The sequence below is a fragment of the Streptomyces sp. NBC_01296 genome (assembly GCF_035984415.1).
Taxonomy (GTDB): domain Bacteria; phylum Actinomycetota; class Actinomycetes; order Streptomycetales; family Streptomycetaceae; genus Streptomyces.
The window spans coordinates 2,042,699-2,067,783 of record NZ_CP130720.1; the positions used below are offsets into that span (position 1 = coordinate 2,042,699).

Here is a 25,085-nt window from a genome sequence, read left to right on the forward strand (position 1 = left end):
CTTGCTCTCCTGCTAACGGCCGATTTTCCGCCGCAGGGAGTCCAGCAGGTCGGTGATTTCCGTGAGGCGCAGCGGCCTGGCGAGCAGGACGACGACGAGCCCGACGGCCGCGGTTCCCGCGCCGACGGCGGCGAAGTCGCCGAACCGCTCGGACGCGCGGGCGGCCGCGTATCCGGCGGCGGCGGCGGGCAGACCGGCGACGAGCAGCCGCAGGTGGGTGCGGACCGCGGTGGTGCGTCGCTCGGTACGGCTACCCGTGCGCGGGCCGAGGCGCCGGGCGAGGGTGTACGCGGTGACGGCCATGCCGGCGAACAGCGCGACGGAGTAGGCGCCGGCCATACCGGTGACGGCCCAGCGCGGCGGCAGCAGGAGGTACGCGGCGAGCGACAGCCCGGCGTTCAGGGCGGCGATGACCAGGTTCAGGAAGAACGGGGTCCGGGTGTCGGAAAGGGCGTAGAACCCGCGCGAGAGGACGTACTGGCCGGAGAAGGCGATCAGGCCGGGTGCGAAGGCCATCAGCATGCCCGCCATGGCCTCGGTGTCGGCGGCGGTGGTGCGCCCGTACCCGAAGACGGCGCCCATGACCCAGGGGGCGAGGGCGAGGAACACGAAGGTGGCGGGGACGACGAGGGCGGCGCTGGAGCGCAGCGCGTACGAGATGTCCCGGCGGACCGCGGCGAGGTCGCCGTCGGAAGCGGCGCCGCTCATCCGCGGCATCAGGGCGGTGACCAGGGAGACGGTGATGATGCCCTGGGGGACGATCCACAGCTGGTAGGCGTTGCTGTAGGCGGTGTAGCCGGCGCCGCCCGCGAGGCCGGCCTCCACGGCGCGCTGCCCGGTGGCGGTGGAGAGCCGGGTCACCACCCAGTAGCCGATCTGGTTGGTGAGGACGAGCATGACCAGCCAGCCCGCGTTGCGCAGCGGCCGGGCGAGGCCGCTGCCGCGCCAGTCGAAGCGGGGGCGCCAGCGGAAGCGGGCGGCGCGCAGCGAGGGGACCAGGGCGAGGGCCTGCAGGACGATGCCGGCGGTGGTGCCGAGGCCGAGGAGGCGGGTCTCGCCGGCCGTCAGGCCGTCCGCCGCATCGTGGGAGACGTAGAGGAACAGCCCGAAGACGCCGATGATCACGATGTTGTTGAGGACGGGGGTCCACATCATCGCGCCGAACCGGCCGCGCGCGTTCAGCACCTGGCCGAGCAGGGTGAACAGCCCGTAGAAGAGGATCTGCGGGAGGCAGTACCGGGCCAGCGCCACGGTGGTGCTCGCCTGGCTCCCGGTGTAGTCGGTGTACGCCGAGACGATGAGCGGCGCCGCGACGACCGCGGCGGCGGTGAGTACGACCAGGGCGGTGGTGCAGGCGGTCAGCAGCCGGTCGGTGTAGGCGGCCCCGCCGTCCTGGTGCTCCTTGGCGGCCCGGACCAGCTCGGGCACGAAGACGGCGTTGAGCGCGCCGCCGATGAGCAGCATGTACAGGATGTTCGGGACGGTGTTGGAGACGGCGTAGCCGTCACCGAGGAGTCCGGTGCCGAGCGCGGCGACGACGACCGCGGAGCGGACGAAGCCGGTGGCGCGGGAGACGATCGAGCCGGCCGCCATGAGCGCGCCGCTGCGCAGCACCGAGGACTTCCCCGGTGCCGGCTCCGCGGTGCCTTCGGCGGACGGACCGGACGCCGGTCTGGTGTCGGTGGCCGTCACCGGCGGGCCAGGTAGGCCTGGAACGCCTTGTGGAGCGCCGTGTTGGCGTATCCGTCCATCGGGGTCTCCCACTCGCCGAGCGTTTCGACGACCTGCCCGCCGGTGCCGAGCTTCCAGCGCAGCAGCCCGAAAGAACGTTCGTCGGGGTCAAGGGTGGAGGGTACCCCGCGCATGTCGTATTCGTCCGCTCCGAGGGTGTGTGCGTCCCGCATCATGCGCCACTGCAGGGCGTTGCTGGGGCGGACCTCGCGGCGGTGGTCGGCGGAGGCGCCGGTCTGGTACCAGACCCGCTTCCCGGCCACGATCATGGTGTGCGCGGCGAGGATCTCGCCCTGGTGGATGCCCAGGTACAAGCGCATCCGGCCGGGCGCCTCGGCGTTGAGGACCTCGTACTGCTGCTGGTAGTAGGCGAGCGAACGGCCGAGGCGGAAGCCGTCGCGCTCCTCGGTGATGCGCAGCAGCCGGTAGAACTCGGGCAGGTCGGCGGCGGTGCCGAGGATCGTCTCCACGCCGCACTTCTCGGCCTTGCGCACGTTGCGCCGCCACTCCTGGTTGAGGCCGGACCACAGCTCGTCGAGGGAGCGGCCGGCGATGGGTACGCGGAAGACGTGGCGCGGCTGGGCGTCGCCGTCGTCCTCGCCGCCGCAGCGCTTCCAGCCGCGGGTGCGCAGCCGGTCGGCGAGTGCGGCGCCGACCGGGTCGACCTCGGTGGCGAGCACGTCGGAGATCTGCCGGCCGGGTCCGGTACCGGACTTGACGGCGGCGGCGTCCCAGCGGCGGTAGGCGGGCGTGGGCCCGATCCGGACGGCGAAGGCGCCGGCGGCGCGCAGATGGCGCTTGAAGGGGTCAAGCCACCGGTCGATGTTCGGGTCTGACCAGTCGGCGACGGGCCCCTCGGGGAGGTAGGCGAAGTATTTGCGGGTGCCGGGGAATTGGCGGTACAGGACCAGTCCGGCACCGGCTATTTCCCCGTCGGGGTAGTGCCATCCGACCCTTTCCGAGCGCCAAAGGTCCTTGACCTCGCCCCAGGACGGGTACTGGAGAAAGCTCGCGTTCCGCTTCTTGGAAAGGAAGGCCTGGTATTCCGGAACGGACAGCGGACGCACACTCAGCTCCTGGTCCGGGGACTGGTGTCGCTGGGCGGGGGTCACGAGCAGTGCGCACACGACGGATCGGCCTTCCTGTACGTCCGGGAACCCGGGATGCGGATGCGGGATGCACAGGACTTTCACAGGCGTCCATGACCGAAGTGCGCGGCGATTGTGACCGGACGATGACCGTTTCGCTGCGGTCCACGTCACAACCGGAAGTCGGATTTTTTCGGCGGAATGCGCAACCTACAGTCGTGCCGTTCGCATCTCCTTTTGCGGACGATCATTACTTGGAGGGGTTTCCGTTGAGCCGCACACGCCGTACCGCACGCAGCCGCCACGCCATGCTGGCCGGGACCGCACTCATGGCCGCCGCGCTGACCGCCTGCAGCGGCGGCTCGGGCGGGAGCGGGTCCGGCGCGGCGGAGATGAAGAAGAAGCCGGACATGGCGATGTCCGTGAACCTCACGGGCGATCAGGCCAAGCCCGGCGAGCCGGTGAAGGTGACCCTCGCCGAGGGGAAGCTGTCCCTGGTGAAGGTGTCCGACGGCAAGGGCGGTGAACTGCCCGGGAAGATAGCCGACGACGGCAAGTCCTGGACGTCCGAGCGCAACGCCTCGCCGGGCACGGACTACAAGGTCGAGGCGCAGAACACCGACAGCCAGAGCGCGAGCGCCCAGTTCAAGACGGTCGCCGCGGACAAGGTGAACAAGGTCACGATCAACCCGGGCAAGGCCAATCCGGTGGTGGGCATCGCCCAGCCGATCTCGATCGCGTTCGACAACCCGGTGAAGAACAAGGCCGACGTCGAGAAGCACCTGAAGGTCACCACCTCGAACAACACCGAGGGCTCCTGGGGCTGGTTCAAGGACTACACCGGCAACGACCGGGTGGACTGGCGGCCGAAGGAGTACTGGAAGTCCGGCACCGACGTCAAGGTCGAGATGAACCTCAACGGGGTGGACTCGGGCCAGGGCGGCGGGATGTTCGTCAAGGACTACAACACCGAGTTCAAGATCGGCAAGGACCGCCGGCTCCAGGTGAACCTGGACACCCACAAGATGACGGTGACCGAGGACGGCCAGGCGGTGAAGACCATCCCGGTCTCGGCGGGCACGCCCGGCGGCCAGAAGGCCTCCTGGTCCGGGAAGATGGTGCTGATGTCCAAGGAGGGCACCATCCGGATGGACTCCCAGACGGTGGGTCTGGGCGACTCCTACGACAAGATGGTCGACTACTCGATGCGGCTGACCTGGTCGGGCATGTACATCCACGCCGCACCGTGGAACACCGGCAACTTCGGCCGGGCCAACACCAGTTCCGGCTGCGTCGGCATGAGCGACTCCGACGCGAAGGCGCTGTTCGGCGAAGCCCAGGTGGGCGACCTGGTCGAGGTCACCGGCGACGGCTCCAAGGGCAAGGCCGACATCGGCAACGGCTACGGCGAGTGGAACCTGTCCTGGGACGAGTGGAAGGCCAAGAGCGCCCTGGCCGGCGGCGCGGGCGGCACTCCCCAGAACGGCTGATCCCCGCACTTGACACGCGCCCAATCGTTACCAGCGCGTAACTTACCGACAGGTTACTTCCGGTAAGCCCCTCCCGTTACCGTCGGGTCACTTTGACACCGGCGCACGCGAGGAGCGATTGATGGCCCCCACCGTCCGCACCACAGGCACCGCGGCTGCCGTGGTGGCCGTACTGGCGGCGACCGCCCTGGGCCTGGCCCCCCACCAGGCCCAGGCGGCGCCCGCCGCCGCTGCCGCAACGACGGCCGACGCCTCGGCGGAGCTGCGTTTCCACGACATCCCCGGCTCCGGCGGGATCACCCTCAAGGGCAACGTCTTCACCCCGGCGGGCGCCCAGCCCGGCCGGAAATACCCGCTGATCGTGCTCCCCACCAGCTGGGGCATGCCGCAGATCGAATACATCGCACAGGCCAAAAAACTCGCCGACGACGGCTACGTCGTGGTCAGTTACACCTCCCGCGGCTTCTGGCTCTCCGGCGGCGAGATCGAGGTGGCCGGCCCGCCCGACACCGCCGACGTCTCCGCCGTCATCGACTGGGCGTTGGCCAACACCCCCGCCGACGCCGCCCGCATCGGCCTGGGCGGGGTCTCGTACGGCGCGGGCATCAGCCTGCTGGCCTGCGCCCACGACCCCCGGATCAAGGCCGTGGTCGCGCTCAGCGGCTGGGCCGACCTCATCGAGTCGATCTACTCGGGCCGCACGCAGCACCTCCAGGCCGCCGCGATGCTCGGCGGCGCGGGCTACCTCACCGGCCGCCCCGGCCCCGAACTGGAGCAGATCCTCGGCGACTTCCTCGGCTCCCGGCTGGACCGGGAGGCGCAGATGATCGAGTGGGGCAAGAAGCGCTCGGCCGTGGAGCAGATCGACCGGATCAACGCCAACGGCGCCGCGATCATGCTGGGCAACGCCTGGGGCGACACGATCTTCCCGCCCAACCAGTACGCCGCCTTCTACGAGAAGCTGACGGGCCCCAAGCGCCTGGAGTTCCGGCCCGGCGACCACGCCACCGCCGAGGGCACCGGCCTGCTCGGCCTGCCCAACGACACCTGGACCAACGCCCACCGCTGGTTCGACCGTTACCTCAAGGGCGAGCGCAACGGCGTCGACGCCGAGGCCCCGGTGCAGATCAAGTCGCGCAGCAACGAGGGCTACGAAGGCTATGCCGACTGGAAGTCGGTCGGCTCCGGCGGCGCCGAGAAGCTCCCGCTCTCCGACAGTGAGCACCTCTTCGCCAACATCGACTCGGGCGCCGACGGCGGCGTCATCTTCCTCTCCGGCATCCTGGACCAGTTCGCCAAGGCGCCGCCGATCGCCTCCATCCCGCTCCTGCCCCGCGCCTTCGCCGCCGTCTGGCAGTCGCCGCGTTACGACGCGGACCGCCGCATCCGCGGCACGGTCAGGCTCCACACCACCGTCACCCCCACCGCCTCGGACGGCACCTTCGTCGCGTACCTCTACGACGTCGGCCCGCTCGGCATCGGCAAGCTCGTCAGCAACGCCCCGTACACCTTCCACGGCAAGCCCCGGGGGCAGGCCTTCGGCGTGGACCTGGAGCTGTTCTCCACCGCCTACGACGTGCCCGAGGGCCACCGGCTCGCCCTCGTCATCGACACCGTCGACCCCCTTTACATCGAGCACAACCCCACCGGCGCACAGCTGACCTTCTCCTCGCCGCGCACCGATCCCTCGTACGTCTCGGTACCTCTGCGCGAGCAGTGATCTGCGGCTGCTGCCGGACGGGGCGGCTCTTCGGAGCTACCGTGAACCGCCCGGCAGCACCGTTCCGGGTTCGGCCGGGGCGACGTCGACCGCCTCGGTCTTCAGGCTGCGCCGCTCGAACCGCGCCACCCAGCCGGCGAACCAGGAGAGCAGCATGCACATCCCGATGTAGATCGGGGAGATGATCATCACGACCGGGATGAACGGCAGGTCGTAGTCGAGGTTCGAGGCGATCAGCTTGCCCGCGTGCAGGAACTCCTCGTACGTGATCAGATACCCGAGCGAGGTGTCCTTCAGGGCCACCACCAGCTGGCTGATGATCGTGGGCAGCATCGCCCGTACCGCCTGCGGGCCGAGCACGTACGTCATGACCTGGGTCTTGCGCATGCCCAGCGCGTACGCCGCCTCGCGCTGGCCCTTGTCGACCGAGTTGATGCCCGTACGGAAGACCTCGGCGAGGACCGAGCCGTTGTACAGGGTCAGCCCCGCCACCAGCGCGGGCAGCGGCTGGACCTTCAGGGCGACGAAGATGAAGAAGATCATGACCAGCACCGGCATGGCCCGGAAGAACTCCACGCACACCGTGGCCGCCCAGCGCACCGGCCGGTGCACGGAGAGCCGCCCGCTCGCGAGCACCGCGCCGAGGAGGAGCGAGAACACCGAGGCGTAGAGGAAGGCCTTGAGGGTGTTCCGCAGCCCCCTGAGCAGCAGTTCCTGGATGCCCTTGTACGTGAAGGGGCTCCACTTCGCGGCGGTGAACTGGTCGGTGTCGAAGAGGAGGTAGAGGATCCAGGCGAGCAGGCCGAGGATCACCACCGTCGAGACGATCCCGTAGAGGAAGTGCCGGCGCCGGGCCTGCGGGCCGGGCACGTCGTAGAGGGCGGTGGACTCCAGGTCCCCTTGGAGCGCGTGCGCGGTCATCGGGTGATCCCCCAGCGCTTCTCCAGCACGTTGAAGAGCGCGCTGATGGACAAGGTGATGATCAGGTAGCCGACGGCGATCCAGACGAAGGTCCAGACGATGCTGTAGCCCAGCTCGTTGAGGGGCTTGTACGTGCCCAGCAGCTCGGTGACGCTGAAGGAGCCGGCGATCGCGGAGTTCTTGGCGAGTGCGATCAGCGTGGAGCCGATGGGCGGGATGACGCTGCGGAAGGCCTGCGGCAGGACCACCCCGCCCAGGGTCTGCGTGAAGGTCATGCCGAGGCTGCGGGCGGCCTCGCCCTGGCCCCTGGGCACGGTGTTGATGCCCGAGCGCAGCACCTCGCAGATGAAGGCGGAGGTGTAGCAGCCCAGCGACAGCACCGCGAACACCTGGAAGGGCAGGACCACCCCGAAGCGCGGCAGGCCCAGCAGCACCGCGAAGAAGAGCAGGGTGAGCGGGGTGTTGCGCAGCACGGTGACCCAGACCGTGCCGAAGACCCGGAAGGAGCCGACGGGCGCGACGCGGAAGGAGGCCATCACGAAACCGAGGACCAGGGCGAGGAGCGAGGCGTAGACCGTGAGCTGCACCGTCCCGAGGAAACCCTTCCCGTAGAGCGCGAAGTTCTGCGTGAGTACGTCCATGGTGGTGGGCTCTCCCTCAGCTCGCCGGGTAGCGGTCGATGGCGGGCGGCTTCGGGGCGGGCATGCCCGAGAGGCCGAGCGTGGCCTCGTACGCCTTCTTCCAGTCGCCGTTCTTCTCGTGTTCCTCCAGGGCGTCGTCGAGGGCGAAGCGCAGGGCGTTGTCGTTGCGCGGGACGCCGATGCCGTAGGGCTCCTCGGAGAACGGCGCGCCGACCACCTTGAGCTCCTCGGGGACCTTGGCCGCGTAGCCGAGGAGGATCGAGTCGTCGGTGGAGACGGCGTCGACCTGGTAGGTCAGCAGGTTGTCCACGCAGACCGAGTAGGTGTCGTAGGCGACCAGGACCGCCTGCGGATACTCCTTCTGGAGCCGCTGGTACGGGGTGGAGCCGGCGGCGGAGCAGACCTTCTTGCCGGCGAGGTCCTCGGGGCCCTTGATGTCCTTCTCGTTCTTGCGGACGAGGAGGGACTGGCCGGCCAGGAAGTAGGGGCCGGCGAAGCCGACCTGCTTCTTGCGGTTGTCGTTGATCGTGTAGGTGCCGACGTAGTAGTCGATCTGGCCGTTCTGGAGGGCCGTCTCGCGGTTGGCGGAGGCGATCGTCTTGAACTCGATCGTCTTGGGGTCGAAGCCGAGCGAGGCCGACATCATCTTGGCGATCTCGATGTCGAAGCCGGAGTAGCGCCCGCTCGCCGGGTCCTTCTCCCCCATGTACGGCTGGTCCTCCTTGGCGCCGACCACCAGGTGGCCGCGCTTCCTGGCCTTCTCCCAGGTGGGGGACTGCGGCAGCCGGAAGTCAGTCGCGACCTTGTACACCGGCAAGTCCTCGGGCTGCGGGCCCTTGACCGGCGGGCTGCCCTCCTTGCCGCAGCCGGCGAGGGCCGCGAGCAGGGCGGCGGCAAGGAGGAGGCGCAGGCGGGCGCGCGGCCGCGCGCCGCGGGTTCGCTTCATCGGGCCGCCCCTCAGTGCTTGAGGATCTTGGAAAGGAAGTCCTTGGCCCGTTCGCTCTCCGGGGCGGTGAAGAAGGCCTCCGGGGTCCGGTCCTCGACGATCCTGCCGTCGGCCATGAACACGACGCGGTTGGCGGCGGAGCGCGCGAAGCCCATCTCGTGGGTGACCACGACCATGGTCATGCCGTCGGCAGCGAGCTGCCGCATGACCTCCAGCACCTCGTTGATCATCTCCGGGTCGAGGGCGGAGGTGGGCTCGTCGAAGAGCAGCGCCTTGGGGTTCATGGCCAGGGCGCGGGCGATGGCGACGCGTTGCTGCTGGCCGCCGGAGAGCTGGGCGGGGTACTTGGGCGCCTGGTCGGCGAGGCCGACGCGGGCGAGCAGCTCCCGGGAGCGCTTGTCGGCCTCGTCCCTCTTGCGCTTCCTGACCTTGATCTGCGCGAGCGAGACGTTGGCGAGGACGGTCTTGTGCGCGAAGAGGTTGAAGGACTGGAAGACCATCCCGACGTCGGCGCGGAGCGCGGCCAGCTCCTTGCCCTCGTCGGGCAGCGGCTTGCCCTCGAGCCTGATCGTGCCCGACTCGATGGTCTCCAGGCGGTTGATGGTCCGGCACAGGGTCGACTTCCCGGAACCGGACGGGCCGATGATCACCACCACCTCCCCGCGGCCGACGGTGAGGTTGATGTCCTGGAGGACGTGCAATGCCCCGTAGTGCTTGTTGACGTCCCGCAGCTCGATCAACGGATCGACGGCCATGCGCTGCCCTGCCCACCTGTCGGAATCTCGAGGTCAGCGCAAACTATCCAGCCGCGGAAGAGCACTTCGCCTCGACACGCCTAAAGACGGCATAAAGCCCACGCGGTGATGAAACAGCCCGGCCGCTCCCGCGGAAGGGCTCAGCCCTCGGAGGCTTCCGCGTAGGCCTGGGAGAGCTCGGGGGATCCGGTCATCGCCCAGGACACCCCCCACTCCACCACGTTCAGCTCGCGGCCCGAGGCCAGGCGGATCACCGGCTGGCCGTTGGGCCACACCTGCCAGGCGGAGCCCAGCTTGGTCCGGATGATCACGGTCCCGAGGTAGAGGCCCGCGTCGTTGCCGAGCCAGGGCACGACCACCGGGTCCCGGCGCCAGCGGGGCATCAGCTGGTCGAGCGCCTCCAACGAGGCCGGGCTCTCGTCGAGTTCCAGCCCGGCCGCCCGCGCGTGGACGCGCAGCATCTCGCATTCCGAGAACAACTCGTTGATGCCCTCGGGGTCGTCCGCGAGGGTGGCGGCGAGTCCCGCACCCCGTTCCGTTTCGTGCCGGTTCAGCCAGTTGTCCAGGAAGGGGATGTTCATACGGACCAGCCTGGCACCAGGATCCCGCGCTGGCCACAGGGCGCGCGGGATCCGTCCGCGCCGCCGCGGCTACGCGTCGAGCGCCAGGTCCACGACCACCGGGGCGTGGTCCGACGCGCCCTTGCCCTTGCGCTCCTCGCGGTCGACGAAGGCGTCGGTGACGGCCTTGGTGAAGGGCTCGTTCCCGTAGACCAGGTCGATGCGCATGCCCCGGTTCTTGGGGAAGGCGAGCTGGCGGTAGTCCCAGTACGTGTACGGACGGTCGTACTTGAGCGGGCGCGGCAGCACGTCGGAGAGCCCCGCGCCGCGCAGTGCCTCCAGGGCGGCGCGCTCGGCGGGGGTCACGTGGGTCAGGCCCGCGAAGACCGCCGGGTCGTACACGTCGTCGTCGGTGGGGGCCACGTTGTAGTCGCCGAGCACGGCGAACGGGCGCGGGCCGGCCGCGTCTTCGGCGACGGCGGTGGTCAGCGCGCGGAACCAGTCCAGCTTGTAGCCGTAGTGGTCGTGCTCGACCTCGCGGCCGTTCGGCACGTACACCGACCACAGGCGCACCCCGCCGCAGGTGGCGGAGATCGCCCGGGGCTCCTGGACGCCCTCGTAGTCGGGGCCGCCGGGCAGGCCCGTGACCACGTCCTCCAGGCCGACCTTGGAGATCAGGGCCACCCCGTTCCACCGGCCGGTGGCGTTGACGGCCGCCTCGTAGCCCAGCTCGCGCAGCTGCTCGTGCGGGAACTGCTCCGCGGAGCACTTGGTCTCCTGGATGCACACGACATCCGTGCCGGAGCTCTCCAGCCAGGCCAGCAGGCGCGGCAGCCGGGCGGTGATCGAGTTGACGTTGAACGTGGCGATACGCATGCCGTCCAACCTACCGCCCGGCTCCGACAGTCACAGTTCCGCGGCGTCCCCGGCGGCGAGCCGCCCGTGGTGGGTGCCGCCGAGGGCGGCCAGGGCGTGGTCGTAGATCGGCCGGGCGATGTCCGAGAGGTAGGCGTCGTGGATGTCGATGGCCCGGCGCGGCTTGACCTCGCGCAGGTAGTCGATCACCTCGGCGACCTTGTTCCAGGGCGCGTGCACCGGCAGCATCAGGGTGTCCACGGGCACCTCGGGCACGGTCAGCGCGTCACCGGGGTGGAACAGCGAACCCTCCACCAGGTAGCCGACATTGGTGACCCGCGGGATGTCCGGGTGGACCACGGCGTGCAGCTCGCCGTGCACCTGGACCTCGAACCCGGCGGCGCTGAAGGCGTCCCCGTGGCCGACGGTGTGCACCCGGCCCGGATAGACCGGGGCCAGCCGCTCCGCGACGCTGCGCAGCGTCCACAGCGCGGCGGCCGGGTTCGCGTCGAGGGCGGCCCGCAGCCGGCCCTCGTCGAAGTGGTCGGGGTGCTCGTGCGTGACGAGCAGGGCCTCCGCCCCCAGCCCCGCGTCGGGCTCGCTGAAGGCGCCCGGGTCGATGACGAGCACACGCCCGTCCTTCTCCAGTTGGACACAGGAGTGCAGCCGCTTGGTGAGCTTCATGATCCCAGGCTAGGGGGTGCCCGCAAGCTCCTGCCGGGCCGGCCGCTACGGGGTCGCCGTGGACACCACGTAGACCCGGGGCTTCTCGGGGTCCGTGAGGTCGACCGTGACGTCCCGGGTCGGGCGCGGGTTCGGCTGCTCGATGGTGGTGCCGTACCAGGAGTTCTGCGGGCCCCAGCTCCAGCCCGCGATCGCGGCGTCGTGCGCCCCGATGGAGACCTCGCGGGTCAGCTCGGCGCGGCTGGTGCCGACCTCGGCGAGGAAGGAGTCCAGGTCGGCGGGGGTGACCGCGAACTGCACGTACAGCCGGCTGGTGCGCCAGTTGTTGGTCTCGAGGAACCCGACCCGCCAGGCCTTCGGCGGGATCGGCACCTCGTAGATGCTGCGCTGCACCTTGGACGGCCAGCCGGGGCGCACCTTGATCGCGCCGACCTTGGCGGCCTTGTCGCGGCCGCTCTCGCGGCTCTGCTGGGCGGACACGGCGAGGTAGCCCGCGGGCACGCCGACCAGCAGCAGGATGATGATCGCCGTGATCCAGCGGCGCCGGACGACGTGCTTGCGGTCCTCCGCCGGGAGCGGTGGGCCGCCCTCGTCGGGGGCGGGCGCCTGGCGGGGCAGGGTGGGCGGTGTCACTGCGTGTCCCCGTCCGTGAGGTCCGCGGTCGTGGGGTCTGCGGTCGTGGGGTCCGCGGCCTTGGCCTCCGCGGCCCTGGTGTCCGCGGCCTTGCGCTCCGCGGTGGCCGGGGAGTCGATCAGGCCCCACTGCGCGTAGCGCTCGTACCGCTCGACGCGCCGGCGCGTGGCGCGGCGGAAGCGGCGGGCGACGAGCCGGGCCAGGTCGGCGGCGCCGACCATGCCGGCCTCGGGGCCGAGCTGGGCCTTGGCGATCCGGGCCTCGGGCCGGTAGCCGCGGCCGGTGAGGTGACGCCGGAAGGCGTCCCGGGCGGGGCCGATCAGCAGGTCGTCGGCGGCGCTGACGCCGCCGCCGATGACGAAGCAGGAGGGGTCGAGGGCGGCGGCGAGGTTGGCGATGCCGACGCCGAGCCACTGGCCGATGTCCTCGAGCAGCTCGACGCACATGGCGTCGCCCTCGCGGGCCAGCTCGGTGATGAGCGGCCCGGTGATCTCCGAGACGTTGCCGCCGACCCTGGCGATGATGTCGTGCGCGACCGGGGAGTCGGCGGCGGCCAGCTCGCGGGCCTCGCGGACCAGGGCGTTGCCGGAGCTGTACTGCTCCCAGCAGCCGCGGTTGCCGCACGGGCAGCGGTGGCCGCCGGGGACCACCTGCATGTGGCCGAACTCGCCGGCGACCCCGAAGCGGCCGCGCTTGACCTGGCCGCCCTCGAGGATCGCGCCGCCGATGCCGGTGCCGAGGGTGATCATGACGAGGTGGTCCTCGCCGCGCCCGGCGCCGAAGCGCCACTCGGCCCAGGCGGCGGTGTTGGCATCGTTGTCCACCATGACCGGGACGACGAGCCGGGACTGCAGCGCGTCGCGCAGCGGCTCGTCGCGCCAGGCCAGGTGGGGTGCGAACAGCACGCGGGAGCGGTCGGCGTCGACCCACCCGGCCGCGCCGATGCCCACGGCGTGGACGTCGTGCCGGTCGGACAGGTCGAGCACCAGCTCGACGATGGTGTCCTCGACGACCTTGGGGCTCTTGGACTTGTCGGGGGTCTCGGTGCGGATCTTCTCCAGGATGATCCCGTCGGCGTCGACGACGCCGGCCATCACCTTGGTGCCGCCGATGTCGATGCCGACGGTCGGGACGCGCGGGGCGGTCAGGTGCGACCGGCGCTCACGGGTCCCGATGGTCCGCAGGACGGTGCCTCGCGCGGACCCCCGGTGGGTGAGCGTGAAGTCCCGGTACGTGCTCATCGAGTCGTGTCGTCCCTCAGGGTGCGGTGGTTCCGGACGCCGGATCGGCTGCTCCGGACGGGTGGTCCGGTCCTGATTCTGCCACCCGCTCCAGTTCGTGGCTCAGCTCGTCGAGCTCGGAGCCGCCCGCCATCTGCCGGGTGAGCTCGTCCAGGGTGATGGAGTCGCGGGTGTGACTGCCGGCCATCGTGCCCCGCTTGAGCAGCACGAACCGGTCGCCGACCAGGTAGGCGTGGTGCGGGTTGTGGGTGATGAGGACCACGCCGAGACCCGCGTCACGGGCAGCGGCGACGTACTTGAGGACCACGCCGGACTGCTTCACGCCGAGGGCGGCGGTGGGCTCGTCGAGGACGAGGACCTTCGCGCCGAAGTGGACAGCGCGGGCGATGGCCACGCACTGCCGCTCACCGCCGGACAGGGTGCCGATCGGCTGGTCGACGTCGCGCAGGTCGATGCCCATGCGCAGCAGCTCGGCGCGGGTGGTCTCGCGCATGAACTCCACGTCGAGGCGGCGGAAGGGGCCGCGGCCCTTGGTGGGCTCGGAGCCGAGGAAGAAGTTCCGCCAGACGGGCATGAGCGGGACGACGGCCAGGTCCTGGTAGACGGTGGCGATGCCGTGGTCGAGGGCGGCGCGGGGGTTGGCGAGCGCCGTCTCCTCGCCCTCGATCTCGAAGCTGCCGGCGTCGTGCCGGTGCAGCCCTGCGATGATCTTGATGAGGGTGGACTTGCCGGCGCCGTTGTCGCCGAGGACACAGGTGATCTCGCCGGCGTGGACCTCCAGGGAGACTCCCTGGAGCGCCCGGATGTTGCCGTAGTACTTGCTGACGTCGGTCATCTTCACGAGCGCCGACGCGGGAGTCTTCCCGTTCGCGGCCCGGGACACGGTCTCGGTCATCACTTCGCCCCCGCCCGCTTGCGGACCCATGCGTTGAGCAGCGTGGCCAGCAGGAGCATCGCGCCGAGGAAGAACTTGAACCAGTCCGGGTTCCACTGGGCGTAGACGATGCCGTTGCTGGTCATGCCGAAGATGAAGGCGCCGACCGCCGAGCCGATGGCGGAGCCGTAGCCGCCGGTCATCAGGCAGCCGCCGATGACGGCCGCGATGATGTAGAGGAACTCGTTGCCCACGCCCTCGCCCGACTGGACCACGTCGAACGAGAAGAGGAGGTGCTGCCCGGAGATCCAGGCGCACAGGGCGACGCCCATGTAGAGGCCGATACGGGTCTTGACGACCGGTACGCCGGTCGCGCGGGCCGCGTCCGCCCCGCCGCCCACGGCGAAGATCCAGTTGCCGGCGCGGGTGCGGAGCAGGATCCAGGTCGCGACGGCGACCAGGGCGAACCACCACAGGATGGTCACCTTGAGGGTGACCGAGCCGATGTTCCACTGCGAGGCGAAGAGCGCGCGGGCGGAGGAGAAGCCCTCCATGTCGGCGATGGTCTTGGTCGAGACGGAGCCGCTGATCAGCTTCGTGAAGCCGAGGTTCAGACCCGTCAGCATCAGGAAGGTGCCGAGCGTGATGATGAAGCTCGGCAGTTTGGTGCGGGTCAGCATGAACCCGTTGAAGAAGCCGATGGCCAGGGTGACCAGCAGGGACACGCCGACGCCGACCCACACGTTGGCGGTCATCTGGTAGCTGAACATCGAGCTGACCAGCGCCGAGGTGGTGACCATGACGCCGGCGGAGAGGTCGAACTCGCCGCCGATCATCAGCAGGGCCACCGGGCAGGCCATGATCCCGATGGTGGAGGCCGAGTACAGGATCGTGCTCAGGCTGGAGGCCTGCAGGAAGCTGGGCGCGGCGAAGGAGAAGAAGACGAACACGGCGGCCGCGCCGACGACCGCGCCCAGCTCGGGGCGGCCGAGCAGCTTGCGGACCAGGGAGGTGGGGGCGAGCCGCTCGTCGGCGGCCGTTGCCGTGCTCATCGGCTGCCCCGCTTGATGTACTCCTCCAGCTTGCCGGCCTCGTCGGCCGTCACGATCTGCGGTCCGGTGAGTACGGGGCGGCCGCCGCCGAGCACGTTCGCGTTGTAGCGGTACAGCCAGAGCAGGTCGATGGCCTCGTAGCCCTGGAGGTAGGGCTGCTGGTCGACGGCGAAGCCGAGGGCGCCGGACTTCAGGTCGCGGGCGACGGACGCGTTGAGGTCGAAGGTGTCGACCTCGGCCTTGCTGCCCGCCGCGTCCTTCGCCTTGATCGCGGTCGGTGCGAAGGGGGCGCCGAGAGTGACGATCGCGTCGACGGACGGGTCGGCCTGGAGCTTCGCCTGGACGGCCGCCTGCACGGAGGGCATGTTGGTGCCCTCGACGTACAGGTTCTCCATCTCCCCGCCGAAGGTCTTCTTCGCCCCGGCGCAGCGCTGCTCGTGGCCGACGTTGCCCTGCTCGTGCAGGACGCAGACGGCCTTCTTCTTGCCGCGCTTGGTCAGCTCGGTGCCGACGGCCTCGCCGGCGACCTCCTCGTCCTGGCCGATGTGGGTGAGGGCGCCGTACGCGGCGGACTGCGCGGATCCGGAGTTGACCGTGATCACCGGGATGCCGGCCTTGACCGCCTTGCCGATGACGTCCTTGAGCGCCTCGGGCTTGGCCAGGCTGACCACGATCCCGTCGACCTTCTGGTCGATGGCGTTCTGCACGAACTGGGCCTGCTGCTGTGCCTGGTCGTCGTGGGCGTAGACGAAGTTGATGTTGTCCTTCGCCGCGGCCTCCTTGGCGCCCTTCTGGACGATGTCCCAGAAGGTGTCGCCGTCGCCCGCGTGCGTGACCATCGCGAAGGTCCAGCGCGGGGTGGACACGGCGGGCCGGCCCGCCTGGGCGGCCTTCGCGCGGTCCTCGGCACGCTTGCCGCCCGTACTGCTGCAGCCCACGAGGGAGGCTCCCAGTACCGTCGCGAGCACGGCGCCCACGACCCGTACCCCTGTCCGAACCCTAGCCACGTCTGCGTGCCCTTCCCTCGTCCTGCATGCTGCTGATGTCAAAGCGGTCATTCCGGTCCCAGCCGCTCAGTATCCGCCACAGTGGACCATGTGCGTTCATCGGGGCCTTCGAGGCCATCTGGGCCAACTGTGCCATCGAAGACCTCTCCGGGCAGATTGACAGCCACCCCTGACGGGTTCACTTTGAGTGCATGCGCATCGGGGTGATCGGAACGGGCCGGATCGGCTCCTTCCATGCGGCGGCACTGGCCCGCCACCGGGACGCCGGCTCGCTGCTGCTCGCCGACGCCGATCCCGCGCGAGCGGCGCGCCTCGCCGACCGGCTGGGAGCGACCGCCGCACCCTCCGTGGAGCAGGTCTTCAAGTGGGGTGTGGACGCCGTGGTCGTCGCCTGCGCCACCGACGGGCACGCGGAGCTGGTCCTGCGGGCGATCCGCGGCGGACTCCCGGTGTTCTGCGAGAAGCCCCTGGCCACCGACCTCGCCCGGACGCTCGCCGTACTGCGCGAGGTGACCGCCGCCGACGGGGTGCTCCAGCTGGGCTTCATGCGCCGCTTCGACGCGGGCTGCCGCACCGCGCGCGAGCTGGTGCGCTCCGGAGCCCTGGGCCGGCTGCACACCGTACGGACGATGACCGCCGATCCGGCGCCGCCGCCCGCCGCGTACCTGGCGACGTCCGGAGGCCTGTACCGGGACTGCATGGTGCACGACTTCGACATGGTCCGCTGGGTGACCGGGCACGAGGTGACGGAGGTCTACGCGACCGGCTCCGACGCGGGTCCGGCGATGTTCCGGGAGGTCGGCGACGTGGACACCGGCGTCGCCCTGCTCACCCTGGACGACGGGACGCTGGCCACCTGTACGGGCACCCGGTGCAACGGCGCCGGGTACGACGTGCGGATGGAGCTGGCCGGAGAGCTCGACCAGGTCTCCTCCGGGCTGGACGACCGTACGCCGATCGCCTCGACCGAACCGCAGGGCCCGCCCCCGGCGAGCAAACCGTGGACGGGGTTCCTGGAGCGGTTCGCCCCCGCGTACGAGGCGGAGCTGGCGGCCTTCGTCCGGCTGGTGCGCGGTGACGGCCCCAACCCGTGCGACGGCCGGGAGGCGCTGGCCGCGCTGCGGATCGCGGAGGCCTGCGAGCTGTCGCGCCGGGAGCGGCGCCCGGTCCGGATGGCGGAGCTCCCGGACCTGTAGGGGCCCCCGGGGCGGGTGCGGTACGGGATCGGCCACGGGCGGCGGCTACCAGCGCACCGGCAGCTTGGTCACGCCCCGGATCAGGCTGCCCCCGATGTACGTCGGCGCCTCCCCGGCCGGGTCTTCGGCGAGATCCGGGAAGCGCTCCAGCAGCCCGCGGATCGCGATGCGGCCCTCCATCCGGGCCAGCGGGGCGCCGATGCAGAAGTGCAGTCCGTGCCCGAAGGCGAGGTGGCCCTGCGGGGCGCGCCGGACGTCGAACGCGTCGGGGGCCTCGTACCGCACGGGGTCGCGGTCCGCGCCGGCCAGCGAGACGAGGACGGTGGCTCCGGCCGGGACGGCGGTGCCGCCTATCTCCATGTCCTCGCGGGCGTAGCGGTAGGTGGTGTTCTGCACCGGGCCGTCGTAGCGGAGCATCTCCTCGATCGCGCCGTCGAGCAGGCCGTCGTAGTCGGCGCGCAGGGCGGCCAGCTGGTCCGGGTGGGCCAGCAGGGCGCGCGTGCCGTTGGAGATGAGGTTGACGGTGGTCTCGTGGCCGGCGATCAGCAGCAGGAAGGCCATGCCGATGAGTTCGTCGGGCGACAGTGCGTCGCCGTCCTCGTCGCGGGTCCGGATGAGGGCGCTGAGCAAGTCCTCGCCGGGGTCCTTGGACTTGGCCTCGACGAGCTCCGCGAGGTAGTCGCCGAGCTTCTGGTGCGCGTTGGTGCTCGGGGTGACGGAGGTGGGCGCGAGGACCTCCTTGGACCAGTAGCTGAAGCGCTCGCGGTCCAGGTCGGGGACGCCGAGGAGTTCGCCGATGACGGTCATGGGCAGCGGGAAGGCCAGGGCCTTGATCAGGTCGGCGGTGCGCTGCGGGCGATCGGCCATCGCGTCGAGCAGATCGTCGGTGATCTGCTGGACGCGGGGGCGCATCGCCTGCACCCGGCGGGCGGTGAACTCGCGGGCGACCAGGCGGCGCAGCCGGGTGTGGTGCGGCGGGTCGGCCTCCAGCATGTTGCTGTTGGCGGGGGTGGTCGCGACGCCCGGCAGGACTGCGCTGCTGATCCAGTTCTTCGACAGACCCGGGTGGTTGAGGGCGTGGCGGGCCTCCTCGTAGCCGACGACCAGGAAGGTCGGCGCGTACTCGGCGGCCGTGACCTCGACTTGGTGCACGGGTCCCGCCGCGCGCAGCCGGGCGTAGAAGGAGTAGGGGTCTGCGTGGAAGTCTGCGTCGTTCACGCTGATGTCCGGTTGTGGCATGCGGTCACATTAATGTGACCGCTCGGTGCTGGGACCATCGATTTCCGGTCACGCGCCCGAGCGGACGGCGTCCGAGGTCATCCGGCCACGGCGCGGCGGCCCCAGGCGGTGCCGCCGAGGACGAGGGCGGCGCCCACGAGGCCGGCCGGGCCGAGGTGTTCGCCGCCGATGGCGATGCCGGCCGCGGCCGCCCACAGGGGTTCGGTGCCGAGCAGCAGGCTGACCCGGGAGGGCGAGGAGCGGCGTACGGCCCACATCTGCACGAAGAAGGCGAAGAGGGTGCAGAAGAAGGAGAGGAACGCGAGCCCCGCCCACTCGGCCGCCCCGAAGCCCGCGGCGACCGCCCAGGGGCTGTCGCCGGTGCCGGACACGGCGGCCGGTACGGCGAGTACGCCGAACAGGAGGAGGGAGCCGCCGAGCTGAACGGTGGTCAGCGACAACGAGTCGGCGTCCTGGACGGCCTTGATCCGCGCCATCAGCAGGACGTGCAGGGTCCGGGCGAGCGCCGCGCCGAGGATGAGCAGGTCGCCGGCGCCGGGGACGGTGAACCCGGCGCCCTGGGTGAGCAGGACGACGCCGGCGACGGAGGCCGCGGCTCCCGCGAGGAAGGCGCCCGGCGGGGCCGTGCGCCGTACGGCGGCCTCGGCGAGCGGGGTGAAGATCATGGTCAGGCTGATGATCAGCCCGGCGTTGGTGGCGGAGGTGTGCACGACCCCGTAGGTCTCCAGCAGGAAGATCCCGCCGAGTACGAGCCCCAGCACGCCCGCGCCGCGCACCTGCGCGGCGGTGAGCGCCCGCAGCCGCTGCCACCCGGCGACGGCGAGCACGGGCAGCACGAGCGCGAAGCGCAGGACGAGGACGGCGATCACGGTGTGGCCCGTGGTGATGCCCTTGGCGGCGAGATAGCTGGCGCCCCAGACGACGGCGACGGCCAGGACGGGCAGATCGGCGAGCCAGGCCCGGCGGGGGGCGGCAGTGCGTGCAAGGAGGGCGGACGAGCTCACCAGGGACTCTCCATCGGCGTGAAGCGGGTGGAGACTCCGGCGGCTCCCTCGGGCGCGGCTCACCGTACCGGAGCCGATCATGGCGGTCGAGCGGTTTCACCCGGGCCCGCCCAGAGCCCGCCCGGGGGCCGCCCGGGACCGCCCGGGGCCCGCCCGCCGGGCCCCTGGCGGCGCGACGTCGACGGGGGTCAGCCGAAGGTGCCGAAGGTGGCCCGGCCCGTCGGGCGGTACGTGAGGATGGCGGCGCCGTTCGGCGTCGTGCGCGAGGCGGCCAGCTCATAGGCCGTGGGCAGCCCGCCCGTCGGGAACAGCCGCCGTCCGGCGCCCAGGGAGACGGGATAGACCTCCAGGTTCAGCTCGTCCACGAGGTCCCGCGCCAGCAGCCACTGGGCCAGCTGCCCACTGCCGTGCACCTGGAGCTCCCGGTGCCCCTCCAGCCCGTCCTTGATCCGCATGATCTCGCTCTGGAGCTGCTCGCCGTCGATGACGGTGGTCCCCGCCCAGGCCGGTTCCTTGAGGGTGGTCGAGGCCACGTACTTCGGCAGGCCGTTCAGCCGGCTCGCGATCGGGTCGGTGGGGTCGGTCCTCTTCGGCCAGTAGTCGGCGAAGATCTCGTACGTCCGGCGCCCGAGCAGGAAGGCCGCGGCCCGGTCGAACAGCTCGGTGGTGAACGCGCCCACGCCCTCGTCGTAGAACGGCGTCAGCCAGCCGCCGTACTCGAACCCGCCGGTGGGGTCCTCCTCCGGCCCGCCGGGGGCCTGCATCACTCCGTCGAGGCTCACGAAGGTGGTGAGGGTCAGCTTGCCCATGGCTCTGCACTCCTTGCGTCCGGTGTCTCCTGCACGGGTTTCCCCTGCACGGGTTCAGACTCCCGGCCGCCCAGGAACTCATCGGCGCGGCGCGCGCGAGCGCGAGGTCCGATTCCCGCCAGCGCCCGCCTCCCTCCTCCTATTTCATTGAACCCGCAACTACTTATCGGGCGAGAGCAGGGAGCAGGACCATGAGCACCAACGACGCGGTGGTGGCACTGGTGACCGGCGGCAGCCGCGGCATCGGGGCGGCCACCGCCCTGCGGCTGGCGCAGGACGGCATCGACGTCGCGCTGACCTACGTCAGCGGCGCGGAGGCCGCGGCCGAGGTCGTGGGCAGGATCGAGGCACTCGGCCGGCGCGCCCTGGCGCTCCGGGCCGACGTGGGCGACCCGGCGCAGGCGGTCGCCGCGGTGGAGGAGACCGTACGGGGCCTGGGGCGGATCGACGCCCTGGTCAACAACGCGGGCGTCGGCGTGCTCGGGCCGCTGGACGCCCTGACCCTGGCCGAGGTGGACCGGGTACTGGCGGTCAACGTGCGCGGCGTGTTCCTGACCACCCGGGCCGCGGCCGCACGGATGGGCTCCGGCGGCCGCATCGTCACCATCGGCAGCTGCATGGCCGCGCGGGTCCCCGGCCCGGGCGGCACCCTGTACGCGATGAGCAAGGCCGCGCTGATCGGCCTGAACAAGGCGCTGGCGCGGGAGCTCGGCGGGCGCGGCATCACCGCGAACCTCGTGAACCCGGGCCCGGTCGACACCGACATGAACCCGGCGGACGGCCCGCACGCCGCCGCGCAGAGCGCGCTGACGGCCCTCGGCCGTTTCGGCACCACGCAGGAGGTGGCGGCCCTGGTGTCCTTCCTCGTGGGTCCGGACGCCGCCTATGTGACGGGCGCCGAGTTCGCGGTGGACGGCGGCCACGCGGCGTAGCGCGTACGGCGATACGCCGACGGGGCGCACCGCTGCTGCGGTGCGCCCCGACGGGCCGTGCGGGCCCCGGGGGTGTCGGCCCCCGGGGCAGTCACCGGGGCGGGATCAGCCGCCCAGCTCCTGGTGGCGGGCGGTCAGCGCGGCCGCGCCGGCCTCCGTCAGTGAGCCGTACAGGCGCAGGCGGGAGAAGCCGCCGTCCGGGAAGATGTCGATCCGGACGTGCGTGCCGACCGCCGGGGCGTCCAGTACGAACCGGTGGTTGGTGTCGGGCTGCAGGCGGGTGCGCGGCAGGAACTCCGTCCACTCGCCCTCCTCGCCGGACTTGACGGACAGCGAGGCCCAGCCGGCCGAGTTGCCCTTGAGGTAGGCGGTGTCGATCTCGACGGCGCGGATCTCGGAGTCGGCCACCAGCTGGTAGCGGATCCAGTCGTTGCCGTTGTCGCGGCGGCGGGCGGTCTCCCAGCCGTCGTCCATCTTGCGGGAGCGGCCCGGGTTGATGGTGTTGGTCGGCGGGGAGTAGAAGCGGTTGGAGGCGTCCTGGACGGAGCCGCCGTTCTCCAGGGCCACGACGTCGAACGTGCCGAGCGCGGCGAGCCACTTCGGGTCGGGGCGGACCTCGCCGTAGACGCGCAGGCGGGCGATGCCGCCGTCCGGGTGCTGGTTCAGGCGCAGGTGCGTGAAGCGCTGCTCGACGTCGACCTCGAAGCCGTTGGCGGCGTGGCCGCCGACGGGCGTGCGCGGTACCAGGGTCGTCCACTTCACGTCGTCGGAGAGGAGCTCCTGCGCGGTCGGGGAGCCCACGACGGAGGTGCCCTCCACCGAGACGGCCTGCGGCATGTTGCCGCGGAAGTGGGCGGTGTCGACGACGATGCCGCGGATGACGCCGGGGGCGCCGAGGCGGATCAGCGCCCAGTCGTGGTCCTCGGCGGTCGGCCAGGGCTGTTCGGCCGAGACGCCGCGGCGGCGGCGGGTCTCCCAGCCGTCCATGACCTTGCCCTTGTGGCCGAAGTGCTCGGGGTCGAAGTGCGCGGCCTCCTCGACGAGCAGGTTCTCGCGCTGGGCGAAGAACTCGTCGTTGGCGGCGAGGACACCCGCGCCGAGCTGACGCGCGGCGAGGTTCGCGTGCTGGGTGAACGGGAAGTCCGCGGTGCGGTAGTCGGCGTACGGGTCGCCGCCTCCGTACGGGTTCGCGTTACCGGTGAAGGATTCAATCGCCACTGGTCAGTTCTGCCTTTCGAGAAGTCGGCCCGTGGGCTCGGTCGGGGTGCCGTGGTCGGCGATCTGCGTACCGCGCAGCCAGGTGGACTTCACGACGCCGTGCAGGGTCTTGCCCGCATACGCCGTGACCCGGTTGCGGTGGTGCAGTTCCGCGGGATCCACGGTGAAGGTCTCTTCGGGGGCCAGGACGGCGAAGTCGGCGTCGCGGCCGGCCTCGATCGCGCCCTTGCCGGCGAGGCCCGCGAGGGCGGCCGGGGCGGCGGACATCCAGCGCACGACGTCCTCGAGGGTGCGTCCGCGGCGCCGGGCCTCGGTCCAGATCGCCGGCAGGCCGAGCTGAAGGGAGGAGATGCCGCCCCACGCGGTGGCGAAGTCGTCCGTCTTCAGGTCCGCCGTGGAGGGCGAGTGGTCGGAGACGATGCAGTCGATGGTGCCGTCGGCGAGCGCGTCCCACAGGAGGTCCTGGTTGGCGGCCTCGCGGATGGGCGGGCAGCACTTGAACTCGCTGGCGCCGTCGGGTACTTCCTCGGCCGTGAGGGTGAGGTAGTGCGGACACGACTCGACGGTGATCTTGACGCCCTCCGCCTTGGCGGCGGCGATCAGCGGCAGCGCGTCGGAGGAGGACAGGTGCAGGACGTGGACCCGCGCGTTCAGCCGCTTCGCCTGGGCGATCAGGTTCCCGATCGCGGTGTTCTCGGCGTCGCGCGGGCGGGACGCGAGGAAGTCGGCGTACTTGGGGCCGGGCACGACCGGAGCGGAGTCCAGGTGGTGCGGGTCCTCGGCGTGCACGATCATCAGCCCGCCGAAGCCGGTGATCTCGGCGAGGGAGGTGGCCAGCTGCTCCTGGTCGAGCTCGGGGAACTCGTCGACACCGGAGGGCGACAGGAAGCACTTGAAGCCGTAGACGCCGGCGTCGTGCAGCGGCGCCAAGTCCTTGACGTTGTCCGGCAGGGCGCCGCCCCAGAAGCCGACGTCCACGTGCGCCTTGGCGCGGGCGACCTCCTGCTTGACGCGGAGGTGGTCGACCGTGGTGGTCGGCGGCAGGGAGTTGAGCGGCATGTCGAGGATCGTGGTGACGCCTCCGGCCGCGGCGGCGCGGGTGGCCGTCCAGAAGCCCTCCCACTCGGTGCGGCCCGGGTCGTTCACGTGCACGTGCGTGTCGACCAGGCCGGGGAGCAGGACGTCGTCGCCGAAGTCCTCGAGCCGGGCGCCCGCCGGCACCTCGGCGTCGTGCGGCAGTACGGCGACGATCTTCCCGGCGGCGACGGCTACCGAAGCGGCGCGCGTCCCCCCGGGGGTGATGACGCGAGTCGAGCGCAGTACCAGTTCCACGTCGTCGGACACGCCGGAACCTCCCCATCTACTTCCACAGAGCGAAATTCAACGTTCTGTTGACGGAGTCTCGTCGCCGATCCGGAGCCAGTCAAGAGCCCCCGGACAGAGCACTGACACACTGGAGTCGCAATTGGATGTTTCCACAGGATGGAATTAAGATTTCACTATCCAGAATGTAGCTATCACCACCGGGGGGCGGGCGGGTAACTTCCCGAGGACGTCCGCCACCCGGACAAACCCCCTCTGACCGGCGGGGACGGCTTCGACCCGGCTCTAGGGCCGACGCCGACCGACCGGTAGGCTGATTCCTTGCCTGCCAGCACCGAAAGGACCGCGCCGTGCCGACGTCCAGCGCCAGCACCACCGACGCTTCCGCCAAGCCCACCGCCGCCAGCGGTGGCGTTCAGTCCCTTGAGCGCGCCTTCGATCTGCTCGAACGCATGGCCGATGCCGGGGGTGAGGTCGGCCTGAGCGAGCTCTCCACCGCCAGCGGTCTGCCGCTGCCCACCATCCACCGCCTCATGCGCACCCTCGTGGCATGCGGCTACGTCCGGCAGCAGCCCAATCGACGGTACTCCCTCGGCCCCCGGCTGATCCGCCTCGGCGAGTCCGCGTCGCGGCTGCTGGGGACCTGGGCCCGGCCGTACCTCGCCCGTCTGGTCGAGGAGACCGGCGAGACGGCGAACATGGCCCTGCTCGACGGGGACGAGATCGTCTACGTCGCCCAGGTGCCGTCCAAGCACTCCATGCGCATGTTCACCGAGGTCGGCCGCCGCGTGCTGCCGCACTCCACCGGTGTGGGCAAGGCGCTGCTCGCGTACACCCCCGCGGACGAGGTACGGGCCCTGCTGGCGCGCACCGGGATGCCCGCCGCGACCGAGAAGACCATCACCACGCCCGAGGGCTTCCTGGAGGCGCTGGAGCAGGTCCGCAAGGTGGGCTACGCGGTCGACGACAACGAGCAGGAGATAGGAGTCCGCTGCCTCGCCGTGTCGGTGCCCAACTCGCCGACCGCCGCCGCGATCTCCATCTCGGGTCCGGCCGGGCGCGTGACCGAGGCCGTGGCCGAGTCCTTCGTGCCGATCCTGCAGAACATCGCGGCCGACCTGTCCGTGGCCCTGCAGAGCCAGAACCCCGCGTAGCTTCCGGCCCGG

The 25,085-nt window shown here is 71.0% G+C and carries 24 protein-coding genes and 1 pseudogene; 6 read left to right on the forward strand and 19 right to left on the reverse strand.

What is annotated here, in order from left to right:
- Window positions 1-12 precede the first annotated feature (12 nt).
- Both murJ and OG299_RS09550 read right to left on the reverse strand, forming a co-directional pair.
- The gene (gene murJ, locus OG299_RS09545) at window positions 13-1,692 is read right to left on the reverse strand and encodes a murein biosynthesis integral membrane protein MurJ (protein WP_442817497.1); all 1,680 of its coding nucleotides are present in this window, start codon (window positions 1,690-1,692) and stop codon (window positions 13-15) included.
- Window positions 1,689-2,804 carry a lipid II:glycine glycyltransferase FemX gene (locus OG299_RS09550; protein ID WP_399850644.1) on the reverse strand — a complete coding sequence of 372 codons (1,116 nt, stop codon included), beginning with the start codon at window positions 2,802-2,804 and terminating at the stop codon, window positions 1,689-1,691. The genes murJ and OG299_RS09550 overlap by 4 nt, the downstream gene beginning before the upstream one ends.
- Before the next feature lie 284 nt (window positions 2,805-3,088).
- Here OG299_RS09550 and OG299_RS09555 point away from each other — a divergent pair, with 284 nt between their 5' ends.
- On the forward strand, window positions 3,089-4,309 hold the full coding sequence (locus OG299_RS09555; RefSeq protein ID WP_405700322.1) for a L,D-transpeptidase: 1,221 nt from the start codon (window positions 3,089-3,091) through the stop codon (window positions 4,307-4,309).
- Window positions 4,310-4,430: 121 nt separating this feature from the next.
- Window positions 4,431-6,029, forward strand: coding sequence for a CocE/NonD family hydrolase (locus OG299_RS09560; protein WP_266634638.1), 1,599 nt, complete (start codon window positions 4,431-4,433; stop codon window positions 6,027-6,029).
- A 36-nt stretch (window positions 6,030-6,065) separates the two neighbouring features.
- Here OG299_RS09560 and OG299_RS09565 read toward each other — a convergent pair whose 3' ends face one another.
- The 12 genes from OG299_RS09565 to OG299_RS09620 all read right to left on the reverse strand — a co-directional run bounded on the left by OG299_RS09565 (window position 6,066) and on the right by OG299_RS09620 (window position 16,198).
- The gene (locus tag OG299_RS09565) at window positions 6,066-6,950 is read right to left on the reverse strand and encodes an amino acid ABC transporter permease (protein ID WP_327361230.1); all 885 of its coding nucleotides are present in this window, start codon (window positions 6,948-6,950) and stop codon (window positions 6,066-6,068) included.
- Complete coding sequence (locus OG299_RS09570; protein ID WP_266634634.1) at window positions 6,947-7,591, reverse strand: amino acid ABC transporter permease; 645 nt, start codon at window positions 7,589-7,591, stop codon at window positions 6,947-6,949. The genes OG299_RS09565 and OG299_RS09570 overlap by 4 nt, the downstream gene beginning before the upstream one ends.
- Before the next feature lie 16 nt (window positions 7,592-7,607).
- On the reverse strand, window positions 7,608-8,537 hold the full coding sequence (locus OG299_RS09575; RefSeq protein WP_327361231.1) for a glutamate ABC transporter substrate-binding protein: 930 nt from the start codon (window positions 8,535-8,537) through the stop codon (window positions 7,608-7,610).
- An 11-nt stretch (window positions 8,538-8,548) separates the two neighbouring features.
- A complete protein-coding gene (locus tag OG299_RS09580) occupies window positions 8,549-9,292 on the reverse strand; it encodes an amino acid ABC transporter ATP-binding protein (RefSeq protein WP_327361232.1) in 744 nt (247 codons plus the stop codon).
- A gap of 140 nt (window positions 9,293-9,432) precedes the next feature.
- Complete coding sequence (locus OG299_RS09585) at window positions 9,433-9,873, reverse strand: DUF6278 family protein (protein ID WP_327361233.1); 441 nt, start codon at window positions 9,871-9,873, stop codon at window positions 9,433-9,435.
- A 69-nt stretch (window positions 9,874-9,942) separates the two neighbouring features.
- Complete coding sequence (locus OG299_RS09590; protein ID WP_266634626.1) at window positions 9,943-10,728, reverse strand: exodeoxyribonuclease III; 786 nt, start codon at window positions 10,726-10,728, stop codon at window positions 9,943-9,945.
- A gap of 30 nt (window positions 10,729-10,758) precedes the next feature.
- Window positions 10,759-11,391, reverse strand: coding sequence for an MBL fold metallo-hydrolase (locus tag OG299_RS09595; RefSeq protein WP_327361234.1), 633 nt, complete (start codon window positions 11,389-11,391; stop codon window positions 10,759-10,761).
- Between the two features lie 45 nt (window positions 11,392-11,436).
- Window positions 11,437-12,024, reverse strand: coding sequence for a hypothetical protein (locus OG299_RS09600; protein ID WP_266634623.1), 588 nt, complete (start codon window positions 12,022-12,024; stop codon window positions 11,437-11,439).
- A complete protein-coding gene (locus OG299_RS09605; RefSeq protein ID WP_327361235.1) occupies window positions 12,021-13,265 on the reverse strand; it encodes an ROK family glucokinase in 1,245 nt (414 codons plus the stop codon). The genes OG299_RS09600 and OG299_RS09605 overlap by 4 nt, the downstream gene beginning before the upstream one ends.
- 16 nt (window positions 13,266-13,281) lie before the next feature.
- Window positions 13,282-14,160 carry an ATP-binding cassette domain-containing protein gene (locus OG299_RS09610; protein ID WP_266634619.1) on the reverse strand — a complete coding sequence of 293 codons (879 nt, stop codon included), beginning with the start codon at window positions 14,158-14,160 and terminating at the stop codon, window positions 13,282-13,284.
- A complete protein-coding gene (locus tag OG299_RS09615; protein ID WP_266634617.1) occupies window positions 14,160-15,191 on the reverse strand; it encodes an ABC transporter permease in 1,032 nt (343 codons plus the stop codon). Before OG299_RS09615 ends, OG299_RS09610 begins: the two co-directional genes overlap by 1 nt.
- Window positions 15,188-16,198, reverse strand: coding sequence for a sugar ABC transporter substrate-binding protein (locus tag OG299_RS09620; protein ID WP_442817498.1), 1,011 nt, complete (start codon window positions 16,196-16,198; stop codon window positions 15,188-15,190). The genes OG299_RS09615 and OG299_RS09620 overlap by 4 nt, the downstream gene beginning before the upstream one ends.
- Window positions 16,199-16,389: 191 nt before the next feature.
- Here OG299_RS09620 and OG299_RS42720 point away from each other — a divergent pair.
- Window positions 16,390-16,731, forward strand: a pseudogene (locus OG299_RS42720) (Gfo/Idh/MocA family oxidoreductase); the annotation flags it as partial.
- Window positions 16,708-17,394: a Gfo/Idh/MocA family protein gene (locus tag OG299_RS09625; protein WP_399850646.1), complete on the forward strand. Its 687-nt coding sequence runs from the start codon at window positions 16,708-16,710 to the stop codon at window positions 17,392-17,394. The pseudogene OG299_RS42720 and the gene OG299_RS09625, both read left to right, overlap by 24 nt.
- A gap of 45 nt (window positions 17,395-17,439) precedes the next feature.
- Here the strand turns inward: OG299_RS09625 and OG299_RS09630 are convergent, their stop codons facing one another.
- The 3 genes from OG299_RS09630 to OG299_RS09640 form a co-directional block, all read right to left on the reverse strand.
- The gene (locus OG299_RS09630) at window positions 17,440-18,633 is read right to left on the reverse strand and encodes a cytochrome P450 family protein (protein WP_266634612.1); all 1,194 of its coding nucleotides are present in this window, start codon (window positions 18,631-18,633) and stop codon (window positions 17,440-17,442) included.
- Window positions 18,634-18,710: 77 nt separating this feature from the next.
- Entirely contained in the window at window positions 18,711-19,637 is a 927-nt protein-coding gene (locus OG299_RS09635; protein WP_266634611.1) for a DMT family transporter, read from the reverse strand.
- Between the two features lie 188 nt (window positions 19,638-19,825).
- Window positions 19,826-20,446, reverse strand: a complete 621-nt coding sequence (locus tag OG299_RS09640; RefSeq protein ID WP_266634610.1) for a dihydrofolate reductase family protein — start codon at window positions 20,444-20,446, stop codon at window positions 19,826-19,828.
- A gap of 191 nt (window positions 20,447-20,637) precedes the next feature.
- On the opposite strand from OG299_RS09640, the gene OG299_RS09645 reads away from it, so the two are divergent.
- Window positions 20,638-21,378, forward strand: a complete 741-nt coding sequence (locus OG299_RS09645) for an SDR family oxidoreductase (protein WP_327361237.1) — start codon at window positions 20,638-20,640, stop codon at window positions 21,376-21,378.
- 105 nt (window positions 21,379-21,483) lie between these two features.
- Here OG299_RS09645 and alc read toward each other — a convergent pair whose 3' ends face one another.
- Window positions 21,484-22,596 (reverse strand): allantoicase, encoded by a 1,113-nt coding sequence (alc, locus tag OG299_RS09650; protein WP_327361238.1) that lies wholly within the window; start codon window positions 22,594-22,596, stop codon window positions 21,484-21,486.
- Between the two features lie 3 nt (window positions 22,597-22,599).
- Complete coding sequence (gene allB, locus OG299_RS09655; protein ID WP_266634606.1) at window positions 22,600-23,940, reverse strand: allantoinase AllB; 1,341 nt, start codon at window positions 23,938-23,940, stop codon at window positions 22,600-22,602.
- A 329-nt stretch (window positions 23,941-24,269) separates the two neighbouring features.
- Here allB and OG299_RS09660 point away from each other — a divergent pair, with 329 nt between their 5' ends.
- Entirely contained in the window at window positions 24,270-25,073 is an 804-nt protein-coding gene (locus tag OG299_RS09660; protein WP_266634604.1) for an IclR family transcriptional regulator, read from the forward strand.
- Window positions 25,074-25,085 lie beyond the last annotated feature (12 nt).